General features: G+C 68.1%; 10 protein-coding genes. 6 read left to right on the top strand and 4 right to left on the bottom strand.

The genetic code is table 11. From position 1 onward, the window contains the following. Positions 1-687, bottom strand: a 687-nt coding sequence (locus GA0115259_RS01515) for an NYN domain-containing protein (protein WP_141716416.1), incomplete at its 3' end; no start/stop codon positions are given. 236 nt (positions 688-923) lie between these two features. Here GA0115259_RS01515 and GA0115259_RS01510 point away from each other — a divergent pair. Continuing rightward, entirely contained in the window at positions 924-1,112 is a 189-nt protein-coding gene (locus GA0115259_RS01510) for a hypothetical protein (protein ID WP_093589642.1), read from the top strand. A gap of 157 nt (positions 1,113-1,269) precedes the next feature. Here GA0115259_RS01510 and dnaE read toward each other — a convergent pair whose 3' ends face one another. After that, positions 1,270-4,809 (bottom strand): DNA polymerase III subunit alpha, encoded by a 3,540-nt coding sequence (gene dnaE / locus GA0115259_RS01505; protein WP_093589639.1) that lies wholly within the window; start codon positions 4,807-4,809, stop codon positions 1,270-1,272. A 271-nt stretch (positions 4,810-5,080) separates the two neighbouring features. Between dnaE and GA0115259_RS01500 the strand changes: the two genes are divergently transcribed. The 4 genes from GA0115259_RS01500 to GA0115259_RS01485 all read left to right on the top strand — a co-directional run bounded on the left by GA0115259_RS01500 (position 5,081) and on the right by GA0115259_RS01485 (position 9,923). Further along, entirely contained in the window at positions 5,081-6,421 is a 1,341-nt protein-coding gene (locus GA0115259_RS01500; protein ID WP_093589636.1) for a DUF2252 domain-containing protein, read from the top strand. A gap of 107 nt (positions 6,422-6,528) precedes the next feature. Next, entirely contained in the window at positions 6,529-7,212 is a 684-nt protein-coding gene (locus tag GA0115259_RS01495; RefSeq protein WP_093589648.1) for a hypothetical protein, read from the top strand. Positions 7,213-7,288: 76 nt separating this feature from the next. Next, a complete protein-coding gene (locus GA0115259_RS01490; RefSeq protein WP_093589633.1) occupies positions 7,289-8,104 on the top strand; it encodes a DsbA family protein in 816 nt (271 codons plus the stop codon). Between the two features lie 169 nt (positions 8,105-8,273). Then, the gene (locus GA0115259_RS01485) at positions 8,274-9,923 is read left to right on the top strand and encodes an alkaline phosphatase D family protein (RefSeq protein WP_093589645.1); all 1,650 of its coding nucleotides are present in this window, start codon (positions 8,274-8,276) and stop codon (positions 9,921-9,923) included. Between the two features lie 46 nt (positions 9,924-9,969). Here GA0115259_RS01485 and GA0115259_RS01480 read toward each other — a convergent pair whose 3' ends face one another. Continuing rightward, positions 9,970-10,539: a dienelactone hydrolase family protein gene (locus tag GA0115259_RS01480; RefSeq protein ID WP_093589630.1), complete on the bottom strand. Its 570-nt coding sequence runs from the start codon at positions 10,537-10,539 to the stop codon at positions 9,970-9,972. A 43-nt stretch (positions 10,540-10,582) separates the two neighbouring features. Here GA0115259_RS01480 and GA0115259_RS01475 point away from each other — a divergent pair, with 43 nt between their 5' ends. Continuing rightward, positions 10,583-11,743, top strand: a complete 1,161-nt coding sequence (locus GA0115259_RS01475) for a mechanosensitive ion channel family protein (RefSeq protein ID WP_093589627.1) — start codon at positions 10,583-10,585, stop codon at positions 11,741-11,743. 63 nt (positions 11,744-11,806) lie between these two features. Here the strand turns inward: GA0115259_RS01475 and GA0115259_RS01470 are convergent. Continuing rightward, positions 11,807-13,025: cation:proton antiporter (locus GA0115259_RS01470; protein ID WP_093589624.1), on the bottom strand; the 1,219-nt coding region annotated here is incomplete at its 5' end.

The following is a 13,025-nucleotide window of genomic DNA, read 5'->3' as shown; positions in this document are numbered from 1 at the left end:
CGCCGTCGCGTCCTCCGCCTCCGCCGCGCGCTCGGCCGACGCGGCGAGCGCCGACTCCGGCAGCGGTGCGGAGAGAATCGCCGCGATCTCGGGCCGCGGAGCGGGCGGCGGCGCGCAGATGCCGCCCAGATCCTTGGCGCGTACGGCCTTGGTGATCCAGGACCGGTCGAGCACCCGCCGCTCGTCGGCCTCGGCGACCAGATCCTCGGACTGGTTGTAGTCGCCGTCGGCGGCCTGCACCGCCCAGAGGTGTACGGCGACGCCATGCTCCTTGGCCGACATCAGTCCCGGTAGCAGATCTCCGTCCCCGGTCACGAGCACAACGTCCGAGCAGGCGCGATTTCTGGCCAGCTCGGTCAGCTCCGCGTGCATCGCGGCGTCGACGCCCTTCTGCGCCCAGCGCCCGTCACTGCGGGTCAGCGCGCCCAGCCGTACGGTGACACGGGACATGACCCGTAGCCGTCGGTGCTCGGGCTGCGGGACCCGGTCGGGCGCGCCGTCGAACCAGTAGATACGGAGCAGCGGCTGTTCCGTATCGGCCTCGGCGCGTTCGCGCAGGCCCTGGATAAGGGCGGCGTGGTCGACGGTGATACGGGAACGTGCCGGTTCTCCGGCGAGAAGACTCGCGGCGGCGCCCAGCAGATAGCCGGCGTCCACCAGGACGACGCAGCGGTCCACGTGTTCCACCCTCTTTCGGGAACCTCGGGATCGGGAGATCGGGAGTTACTGCGGGTTTGCTTCGAGTCTGCCCGACGGCAAGAGGCTTAACGTCCGGAACTCGATCATCGGCGTGGCGGATCACTGGTCACGCCCGTGACAAGGCACCACTACATACGGCAATGATCCACAATGCGGCCGTTCGTGGCCTATGTGACGCTGAATGCGGCCCTGGACCCGACTCATCCCCCGCAGGAGGCAGCACCATGGCCAAGAACAAGAACCGCGACCGTCGGGACCGAAGTACCAAGCAGCCGCACCGCACCGAGCCTCAGCGTGGCAACGAGGAGACGGGATCCTCGTCCATGGAGGACCGGTCCGGGGAGAGGCTGTCGAACATCTCGCCGACGGATGTCGCGCACAAGGGCCGGCAGAAGCGCTTCGGCCACAACTGACACTCCGCGGCCCGGCGCGCCGGACAGGCCCGGGATGACGCACAAGGGGCACGCCCACCACCGGGCGTGCCCCTTCTCTGTGCATGGGCTCTGTACGGATGACCAGGGATTACCCGTACGGAACTCCCCGTACAGAACTACCTGTGCGGAGCGAGCACTAGCCCGCCAGGCAGGCCGGGCCCAGCAGCACCTTCAGATCGCCGAAGAGCGCCGGATCGGGCTGCACCCGGTGCCGGTCGAGCCGGAGCACCGTCGTCTTACGGGCGCCTTGGAGCTTAATCCTCACCTCCGAGTTCCCACGGTGGTGGCTCAGGATCTCGCCGAGCCTGCTGATCATCGGCGGAGTGACCTTGACCGTGGGAATGGTGATGGTGACCGGCGCATCGGTCCCCGCGGACGACAGATCCGGGACCGACAGCTCCATCGCGACCAGCCGTGGGATGTCCTCGCGCTTGTCGAGACGGCCCTTGACGAAGACCACGGTGTCCTCGACCAACTGGGTCGAGACCAGCTGGTAGGTCGCCGGGAAGAACATGCACTCGATGGAGCCGGCCAGATCCTCGACCGTGGCGATCGCCCAGGCGTTGCCCTGTTTGGTCATCTTGCGCTGGAGGCCGGAGATGATGCCGCCGACGGTCACGACCGCGCCGTCCGCGTGCTCACCGCCGGTGAGCTGGGCGATCGCCGCGTCGGCCTTGTCGGACAGCACATGCTCCAGGCCGAAGAGCGGATGGTCGGAGACATACAGTCCGAGCATCTCGCGCTCCTGCGCGAGCAGATACGACTTGTCCCACTCGACGTCGGAGAACTCGACGTCGAGCCCGAAGCCCGGCTCCTCGTTCTGCTCGTCGCCCATGCCGCCGAAGAGGTCGAACTGGCCTTCGGCCTCCTTGCGCTTGACCTGCACCACATTGTCGATCATCGGCTCGTGGTGGGCGACCAGGCCCTTACGGGTGTGGCCCATCTCGTCGAAGGCACCGGCCTTGATCAGCGATTCGACCGTGCGCTTGTTGCAGACCACCGCCTCGACCTTGTCCAGGAAGTCCGGGAAGCTGCTGTACTTTCCCTTCGACTTGCGGCACCGGATGATCGAGTCCACCACGTTCTGACCGACGTTCCGCACCGCCGTCAGACCGAACAGGATCACATCGTCACCCTGCGCGGCGAAGTTCGACTGCGACTCGTTGACGTTGGGAGGCAGCACCTTGATGCCCATACGACGGCACTCGTTCAGATAGACCGCCGACTTGTCCTTGTCGTCCTTGACCGAGGTCAGCAGCGCCGCCATGTACTCGGCCGGGTGGTTGGCCTTGAGATACGCGGTCCAGTAGGTGACCAGTCCGTACGCGGAGGAGTGGGCCTTGTTGAACGCGTATCCGGCGAACGGGACCAGTACGTCCCACAGGGCCTGGATCGCCTCGTCCGAATAGCCGTTCTTCTTGGCGCCGGCCTGGAAGAGGACGAAGTTCTTCGCGAGCTCGTCGGCCTTCTTCTTGCCCATCACGCGGCGCAGGATGTCCGCCTCGCCCAGGGAGTACCCGGCGATGATCTGGGCGGCCTTCTGTACCTGCTCCTGGTACACGATCAGGCCGTGGGTGAGGCCGAGGACCTCCTTGAGAGGCTCCTCCAGCTCCGGGTGGATCGGAGTGATCTCCTGCTGGCCGTTCTTGCGCAGCGCGTAGTTCGTATGCGAGTTCATGCCCATCGGGCCCGGCCGGTACAGGGCCGAGACGGCGGAAATGTCCTCGAAGTTGTCGGGCTTCATCAGCCGCAGCAGCGAGCGCATCGGGCCGCCGTCGAACTGGAAGACTCCGAGCGTGTCACCGCGCCCGAGCAGTTCGAAGGTCTTCGGGTCGTCCAGCGGCAGGGCGAGCAGATCGAGGCCGATGCCCTTGTTCGCCTTCACCATCTTGACGGCGTCGTCCATGATGGTCAGATTTCGCAGGCCCAGGAAGTCCATCTTCAGCAGGCCGAGCGACTCACAGCTCGGATAGTCCCACTGTGTGATGGTCACTCCGTCGGTGTGCCGCACCCAGACCGGCACATGGTCGGTGATCGTCTCGCTGGACATGATCACACCGGCCGCGTGCACGCCCATCTGCCGGACCAGGCCCTCCACACCCTTCGCGGTGTCGATGACCTTCTTCACATCCGGCTCGTTCTCGTACATCCCGCGGATCTCGCCCGCCTCGCTGTACCGCGGGTGCTTGGGATCGGTGATGCCGTTGAGATCGATGCCCTTGCCGAGCACATCGGCGGGCATGGCCTTGGTGAGCCGGTCGCCCATCGCATACGGGTAACCCAGCACCCGCGCCGAGTCCTTGATGGCGTTCTTCGCCTTGATCTTGCCGTAGGTGCCGATCATGGCGACCTTGTCGGCGCCGTACTTCTCCGTCACATACCGGATGACCTCACCGCGCCGGCGCTCGTCGAAGTCGATGTCGACATCGGGCATCGAGATGCGCTCGGGGTTGAGGAACCGCTCGAAGATCAGACCGTGTTCGATCGGGTCGAGGTCGGTGATGCCCATCGCGTACGCCACGATCGAGCCGGCCGCCGAACCACGGCCAGGGCCGACCGCGATGCCGTTGTTCTTGGCCCACATGATGAAGTCGGCCACCACGAGGAAGTACCCCGGGAAGCCCATCTCGATGATGATGCCCATCTCGTACTCGACCTGCTTGAGCCGGTCGTCCGGGATGCCGTTCGGATAGCGGCGGGCCATGCCGCGCATGGTCTCCTCACGGAACCAGGTGACCTCCGTGAAGCCCTCCGGCACATCGAACTTGGGCATCAGGTTCCGCTCCTCGAACCAGCCCTCCGTATCGATCTGCTGCGCCACCAGGAGCGTGTTGGCGCAGCCTTCCTGCCAGGCGTCGGAGGAGTCCACCGCGTACATCTCGTCGGTCGACTTGAGGTAATAACCGGTGCCGTCGAAGCGGAAACGGTCCGGATCGGAGAGGTTCTTGCCGGTCTGGATGCACAGCAGCGCGTCATGCGCGGTGGCCTCGCCGGCATAGGTGTAGTGCGAGTCGTTGGTGACGATCGGCGGGATGCCGAGCTTCTTCCCGATCTCCAGCAGCCCGTCACGCACCCGGTGCTCGATCTCGATGCCGTGGTCCATCAGCTCCAGGAAATACCGGTCCTTGCCGAAGATGTCCTGGTACTCGGAGGCCGCCTTCAGCGCCTCGTCGAACTGCCCGAGCCGCAGCCGCGTCTGGAGCTCACCCGACGGACATCCGGTGGACGCGATCAGCCCTTCCGACCACTGGGCGATCGTCTCCTTGTCCATGCGCGGCCACTTCTGGAGCCAGCCCTCCGCATACGCGTCGGACGACAGCCGGAAGAGATTGTGCAGCCCTGTCCTGTTCGCCGCCCAGATCGTCTTGTGCGTATAACCACCCGAACCGGAGACGTCATCACGCTTCTGGTGCGGCTGGCCCCACTGGATCTTCCGCTTGTTGCGCCGCGACTCCGGCGCCACATACGCCTCGATCCCGATGATCGGCGTCACACCCGCCTTCTTCGCCTGATGGAAGAAGTCATAGGCCCCATGGAGATTGCCATGGTCCGTCATCGCGATATGGGACATGCCCATCTCGTTGCACGCCTTGAACATGTCTCCCAGCCGCGCGGCACCATCCAACAGCGAGTACTGGGTGTGGACATGCAGGTGCGTGAACGGCGGCTTGGTCACGGTGAAGGCCTCCAGCGAACGTACGACACTGTGTGTTTTCCCGGACGCAATCCCCGGGCCCCCGGCTGTGGACAGTCTCGGGGGGACAGCGTCGAAGTCTACGGCCCGGGACTGACAGAGGACGGGCACTCACGAGTAACGTCATGCGTTGCCCGGGAGAGGGCTCCGACTCCGTCGGAGCCCTGCACCACGTCCCGCACCACGCCCTGCACCACGTCATCACCTCATACACCCACACCCTCGATTGTCCTGCGCCAGGAGGCACACAGCGATGTCGGTCCCGCGACCTGTTGAGGCAGCTGACGAACAGCGCGGCGAGGAGATCCTCGCCGTCTTCGACACCGCGTTCGGTGCGCTGCTCGCGGCCGATCCTGCGGCCTTCCGGGTGAAGTTCAGGAAGATGGCCGCCTCCGCCTTCGCCTTCTACCGGGGCACGGCGAGCCTGTTCTACAGCGATCTGGAGCGGGAGCGCTCCGGCGGGACCACAGGTCCGTTCCTCGACGAGCGCACCGGCCGGGTCTGGATCCACGGCGATCTGCACGCCGAGAACTTCGGCACGTACATGGACGCCAACGGCCGGCTGATCTTCAACGTCAATGACTTCGACGAGGCGTACATCGGTCCCTTCACCTGGGATCTGAAGCGCTTCGCGGCCTCCCTCGCGCTGATCGGCTACACCAAGGCGCTCAGCGACGCGCAGATCACCGAGCTGGTGGAGATCTACGCGGGCGCCTACCGCGAGCGGATCCACGCGCTGGCCACCGGCGCCAAGAACGACGAGGTGCCGCCCTTCACCCTGGACACCGCCCAGGGCCCGCTGCTCGGCGCGCTGCGCTCGGCCCGTTCGCTGACGCGCTTCGGACTGCTCGACTCGATGACCGAGATCCGGGAGTACGAGCGGCGCTTCGCACCGGGCGGCGGCTCCATCGAGCTGGACGCGGCCACCCGTTACAAGATCCTCGCCGCGTTCGACGGCTATCTGGAGACGCTGCCCGAGTCCAGCCTGACGCGGCCCGACTCGTACCGCGTCAAGGATGTCGTCGGGCGCCGGGGCGTGGGCATCGGCTCCGCGGGCCTGCCCTCGTACAACATCCTGCTGGAGGGCAACAGCGACGCCCTGGAGAACGACGTCGTGATTTATATGAAGCAGGCGCAGACTCCGGCGGTCTCGCGGCACATCACCGACAGGACCGTCCGGGAGTACTTCCAGCACGAGGGCCACCGCACGGTGATCTCGCAGCGGGCGCTCCAGGCCCATGCCGACCCGTGGCTGGGCTGGACCGAGCTGGACGGCGCCGGCCAGCTTGTGGCGGAGGTCTCGCCGTACGCCGTGGATCTCGACTGGTCGGATCTGGACGATCTGGAGGAGATCGCGGCGGTCGTCGCCGATCTGGGCAGGGCCACGGCCACGATGCACTCGGCGGCGGACGACGAGAGCGGGCATTCGCTGGTGCCGTTCTCCACGGAGCGTGCCATCGACGCGGCGATCGCGGCCGACGAGGACGGCTTCGGCCGGCTGCTGGTGGACTTCGCGCACAGCTACGGGGCACGGGCCAGGGCGGACCACCAGATCTTCGTCGATCTGTTCCGCAACGGCCGGCTGGCACCGTAAGGCCCGCAGTGGCCCGTAAGGCCCCGCGGTACTCATGGCCGGGTTTGCGGTACTCATAGCCGGGCTTTAAGGGCCGCTTACAGGGACGCATGGCACACTCGGCGGCGATGGACATATCCGGGACGCGGCTCAGGGCCACGCGGGCAGCACTGTTCACGGCACTGGTCGTGACGCTGTCCGCGGGCTCGCATGTGCTGCTGTCCCGGGCGCCGGTGCCGCTGTCCCTGGTCGTCGCGCTCAGCGCCGTGGTCTTTCCGCTCGCCTACGCGGCGGCGGGCCGCGAGCGTGGCTACTGGCGGATAGCCGCCCTGCTCGTCCCGCTCGAACTGGCCGCGGACACCGTCTTCACCAGCGGCCAGCATGTCTGTTACGGACCGGCGGGCGGCCCGGTGGCCGGGTCGCTCCGCTCTGTCGGCTTCGACGTCCTGTGCGGCGGCGCCTTCGGTACGCCGCTGCCGGCCGTGGTCTCGCCGGACTCCGCCGCGGCCTCTCTGCTGAACTCTCCGGACCCGGCCCTGCCCTGGCTGCTGCTGGCCGCCCATGTCTCGATCGGGCTGCTCGCCGCGTACTGGCTGCGGCACGGCGAGTCCGCGCTGTCGGGTCTGGTACGGGCCGTGGCCGCGTTCGCGTTCCGGCCGCTGCTGATCGCGGTCACCGTGGCGGGCACGGCCGTCGGCGCCGTACGCCGGAGGATCCGCCCGGCGGACCGCCCGCGCTCCGCCCGCACCCGGCTCCTTGTGCACTCCGTAGGACGGCGAGGGCCGCCGCTTCTCGCGCTCAGCTCTGTCTGAGCGTCCGAGCAGGCGGCCCTTCTCCCTTCCCCGCTCCGCTTCGGCGGAAGCATGTCATCACACGGAGTCATTCCTCATGAGCGCACGGAACAGCAAGACGAACAAGGCGGCGGCCCGCGAGCGGCTGCGCGAGGAGCGCGAGCGTCAGGCGCGGAAGGACAAGGTCCGCCGCCAGTTCATCGTCGCGGGATCGGCCGTCGTGGTCCTCGCGATAGCCGGCGGCGTGGGCTTCGCCGTCGTCCAGGCGAACAAGCCCTCGCACTGGGAGGCGATGAAGGACGAGACCAGCGTCGTCGCACCCAAGAACACCGAGGGCACGGACGGTACGACCGTCGTCATCGGCAAGGCCGACGCCAAGAAAACGCTCGAACTGTACGAGGACTCCCGCTGCCCGGTCTGCGCGAGCTTCGAGCAGACGGTCGGCGAGACGCTCCAGAACGATGTCGACGCCGGCAAGTTCAAGGTCAAGTACATCGGCGCGACCTTCATCGACAACTCCGACAACGGCACGGGCTCGAAGAACGCCCTCTCCGCACTGGGCGCGGCGCTGAACGTGAGCCCCGAGGCCTTCATGCAGTACAAGGCCGCGCTCTACTCGGCGAAGTACCACCCGGAGGAGACCCAGGACAAGTTCGCCAAGGACAGCTATCTGATCGAGGTGGCCGACTCGGTGAACGCGCTCAAGGGCAACAAGGCGTTCCAGCAGGACGTCAAGGACGGGACGTACGACGCCTGGGCGATGAAGATGTCCGCCGTCTTCGACAAGAGCGGCGTGGGCGGCACGCCGACGCTCAAGATGGACGGCAAGAAGCTCACCACGGAGGGCAGCGAGAACGCGCCCATGACGGTGGCGGAATTCAACACGGCGATCACCAAGGCGCTCGCCGCGTAAGGGCCTCGCCTCGTAAAGGCGTTGAGGCGTTCACGGACGGCGACGGTCGGCGGAGTCGGGCGGTGCAAGCCCCCGGGCGGTGACCGTCGCGCGGCCGGCGTCCGACGGGCAGGCGAACATTCCCGATTCGTCTGCCCTGCCGTCCTACTGGTCAGTAATCTGCTCGTCCGTGACCAGTCTTCCGCCTTCTTCGCCGCGTCGCCGCACGGTCGTCAAGGCCGCTGCCGCCACCGCCGCCGCCACAGCTGTCGCCGCTCCGGTCGTTCTCGGCGGCTCCGCCTCCGCCGCCGAGGCTCCCGCCTTCCTTCACGGTGTCGCCTCCGGAGATCCGCTCCCGGACGGCGTGCTGCTCTGGACCCGGGTCACTCCTTCCTCCGACGCCGTGCCGGGCTCCGGCAAGGGAGCCGAGACCGAGGTGGGCTGGGAGGTCGCCGAGGACAGGGAGTTCACGTCCGTCGTCGCCCGTGGCACCACCACCGCAGGGGCCGTCTCGGACCATACGGTCAAGGCCGATGTAAGGGGCCTGCGCCAGGCGACCGTCTATTACTTCCGGTTCATCGCGGGCGGGACGGTCTCGCCCGTGGGCCGTACGCGCACCGCCCCGGCATCCGACGCCGCAGCCCCGGGTGTGCGCTTCGGAGTGGTCTCCTGCTCCAACTGGGAGGCCGGCTACTTCTCCGCGTACCGCCATCTCGCCGCCCGCGCCGACCTGGACGCCGTCCTCCATCTCGGCGACTACATCTACGAGTACGCGACCGGTGACTTCCCGGCGGCGGAGTACGCCGTACGGCAGCACGAGCCGACACACGAGATCATCAGCCTCGCCGACTACCGCACCCGCCACGGCCGTTACAAGTCGGACGCTGACCTGCGGGCACTGCACGCGGCCCATCCCGTGATCGCCATCTGGGACGACCACGAGTTCGCGAACGACGCCTGGTCGGGCGGCGCGGAGAACCACACGCCCGGTACGGAAGGCGCCTGGGCCGACCGGGCCGCGGCGGCCCGGCAGGCGTACTTCGAGTGGATGCCCGTCCGCGCCTCCACCGAGGGCACGGTCTACCGCCGGCTGCGCTTCGGCTCGCTCGCCGATCTCCATCTGCTGGATCTGCGTTCCTTCCGCTCGCAGCAGACGACCGCCGGCAACAGCGCGGTGGACGACCCGGAGCGTACGATCACCGGCCGCGCCCAGCTCGACTGGCTCAAGGCGGGGCTGGCGGGCTCGGACGCCGTCTGGAAGCTGGTCGGCACCTCTGTGATGATCTCGCCGGTCGCCTTCGGCTCCCTTCCCGTCCATCTGCTGGGCCCGATAGCCGAGTTGCTGGGCCTGCCCAAGGAAGGGCTCGCGGTCAATGTCGACCAGTGGGACGGCTATACGGACGACCGCAAGGAACTGCTCGGGCATCTCACCCAGCGCGGGATCAAGAACACCGTCTTCCTGACCGGTGACATCCATATGGCCTGGGCCAACGACGTACCGGTCACGGCCGCCACCTATCCGCTCTCCCGCTCCGCCGCCACGGAGTTCGTGGTCACCTCGGTCACCTCCGACAATCTGGACGACATCCTCCATGTGCCGGCGGGCACGCTCTCCGTCGTAGCCACGGCGGCGGTGCAGCTCGCCAACCGCCATGTGAAGTGGGTGGACATGGACCACCACGGCTACGGCGTGCTCGATGTCACCGCCGAGCGGACGCAGATGGACTACTACACGATCTCCGACCGGACCGATCCCGGAGCGACCGCCTCCTGGGCCCGCTCCTACCGCACCACGTCCGGCTCACAGCGGATCGAGAGGGCGGACCGGCCCGTACGCTGACCCGCGGCGACCGCGAGAGCTGTGCTGGGCCCGCCGGGCCAGACGCTCAGAGCGACGCGATGAACGCCCGAGCGATCCGCCAGGTCTCCTCGGCGGCCGGCTCGTCGTAGTCCGGCAGACCGGGATCGGTGTAGAGGTGCCCTGCCCCCGGGTAGCGGTAGATCTCCACATCGGCCCCGGTCTGCCGCATCCGCAGATACCAGGCGGTCAGCCAGTCGTGCGACTCGAAAGGGTCCGGGTCCGCGACATGGAGCTGTACGGGCAGCTCGTCCACGGACGCGTTCTCCGCGATGTCGGACGTGCCGTGCAGCAGCAGCAAGCCGCGCGCCTTGGTGTCGCCCAGCGCCAGAGTCTGGGCGATCGAGCCGCCCAGCGAGAATCCCGCGTACAGCAGACCGCGCTCGGAGTACGGCGCGGCGGCCAGGACCGCGCGCCTGAGCAGCTCTTCCTTGCCGATCTTGTCCTTGAGGGCCCTGCCCTCCTCCACGGTCTCCGCGGTCTGTCCGTCGAAAAGGTCCGGCACGTGCACCTGGTGCCCGTCCGCCCGCAGCCGGCCGGCCGCATCATGTACGGCGGGGCGCAGACCGTGGACGGAATGGAAGAGCATGATGTCCATCCGGCCATCCTGCCAGCCCAGGCCGTCAACCAGCGAGGGAGCCATGGAGAACGTACTGCGCCCACTGACCGTGCTCGGGGGCTCGGTCCTGCTCACCCTGGCCGTCGGCTGGGCGGCCGACCTGCTGCTGCGCCGCGCGGATCTGCGCCATCCCGAGATCCCGCTCTGGGGACTGCTGCGCCGCTGCCGGCTGCCGTTGCAGGTGGTCCTGCTCACCACCATGCTGCGCGGCTCGTTCCGGGAGACGGGCTGGCGGATCTTCGAGACGTACCACACGACGATCGGCCGGGCCCTGTCGCTGGTGCTGACCGGCGCGGGCGCCTGGCTGGTCGTACGGATCGTGTCCGCCGTGGTGGAGTCGGCGTACGCGCGCTACGCCTCCTCCACGCGCGATGCGGCCCGGGTCCGCCGGGTCCGTACGCAGGTGACGCTGATCATGCGGATCGTGACCGCGGTCGTCGTGGTGGTGGCCGTGGCGGCGATCCTGCTCACCTTCCCGGACATGCGAGCCGTCGGCACCTCGATGCTGGCCTCGGCGGGCATCATCGGCATCGTCGCCGGTGTCGCCGCGCAGTCCACGCTCGGCAATCTCTTCGCGGGCTTCCAGATCGCGTTCGGCGACATGGTGCGGATCGGCGACACGGTGGTGGTGGACGGTGAGTGGGGCGTGGTCGAGGAGGTCACGCTCACCTTCCTCACGGTACGGACCTGGGACGAACGGCGGATCACGATGCCCGTCTCGTACTTCACCAGCAAGCCGTTCGAGAACTGGTCGCGCGGCGGGATCCAGATGACCGGCACGGTCTTCTTCCAGCTCGACCACTCCGCGCCGGTGCCGCTGATGCGCGAGAAGCTGCACGCGATCCTGCTGGAGTGCCCGGCCTGGGACGGCCGCGACTGGAATCTGGCGGTCACCGACACCACGCCGAGCACGATGGAGGTGCGCGCGGTGGTGACGGCCAAGGACGCGAACGACATCTGGACGGTGCGGTGCGCCGTACGGGAGGCGATGCTGGCCTGGCTGGCCGAGCACCACGCCTACGCCCTGCCGAGGATCGGTATGGCGCCCGCGGCGATCCTGCCGGCGCAGAGCCGCGGAGAGCCGGAGCCGGAGGCCGCACCGGAGCCGGAGCGCTCCGACAGACATCCTTCCGGCGCGGGCACTCGCGAGGACACCGGCCGGCCGGGCACCGACCGGGACTGACGGCCCAGGCGCGCGCGGCCCGTAACGCCTCAGCAGGAGACGCGTCCGGTCGGCGGCTCACGGTCAGCGCATGCTGCGGACGTCGAGATGACGCAGGACGCGGTCCACCACCTCGGGATCGGTGCCCGGTTCGCTGCGGGCCGCGAGGACCTCGTGCCGGGCCGCCGACATCATCTCGCGCTGGATGCGCTGCATGGTCCTGAGCCGGGCCACCCGGCCCGCGACCCATTCGCGCCGCTCGTCGTCGACGATGTCGGGACTGATCCGTACGCCGACGTCGAACGCCGCCCGCAGGAGCCGCTCGCTGATGTCCTCGGGCAGCTCCTCGACCTCCTCGATCTCCTTGAGCCTGCGTCTGGCCGCCTTGGCCGCGCGGACGGCGAGCGAGTGCTCCAGCTCCCGCTCGGCGTCCGTGTCGGCCCGTACGCCGAGCTTCCTGACCAGCCAGGGCAGTGTGAGCCCCTGGAAGACCAAGGTGGTCACGATGACCGCGAAGGCGATGAAGATGATCTCGTTCCGGCCGGGAAAGGGCTGCCCGTCGTCGGTCTTCAGCGGGATCGCCAGCGCCAGGGCCACCGAGGCCACTCCGCGCATCCCGGCCCACCACATCACCACGGTCTCGCGCCAGCCGACCGGGATGTCCTCGTCGTAGTCGCGGAGCTTGTGCATCCGCTTGGCCAGCCAGGTCGCGGGAAGCAGCCAGAGCAGCCGTACGACCACGACGACTCCGACGATCGCCGCGCCCCAGCCGAGCATCCGGCCCTCCCGGCCGCCGGCCGCGCCGAAGGCGTTGTGGAGTTCCAGCCCGATGAGGCCGAAGGCGACACCGGTCACCAGGACATCGACGACCCGCCAGAAGGAGTTCCCGGCAAGCCGTCCCATCACATCGTCGGCGTCCGCGGTGTGCTCGGCGAGGAAGAGGGCGGTGGTGAGAACGGCGAGGACGCCGGAGCCGTACAGCTCCTCGGCGAGTACGTAGCTGACGAACGGCACCAGGAGCGTCAGCCCGATCTGCAGCGTCGCGTCCCCGAGCAGCGACATCAGCTTGTTGGAGATCCAGCCGAGCGCGAGTCCCACCAGCACGGCCACCACGGCGGAGAGTACGAACGATCCGACCGCGCCGGGCCAGGAGAATGTTCCGCTGACGGCCGCGGCGATCGCCACGTGGTAGAGCACGATCGCGGTGACATCGTTGAAGAGTCCCTCGCCCTCCAGGATCGAGACCAGCCGCCGCGGCAGTCCGAGCGAGCCCGCGACGGCGGTCGCGGCGACCGGATCGGGC

Source organism: Streptomyces sp. MnatMP-M17 (assembly GCF_900091995.1).
GTDB lineage: Bacteria > Actinomycetota > Actinomycetes > Streptomycetales > Streptomycetaceae > Streptomyces.
This window is presented reverse-complemented; position numbering and strand designations above follow the sequence as displayed.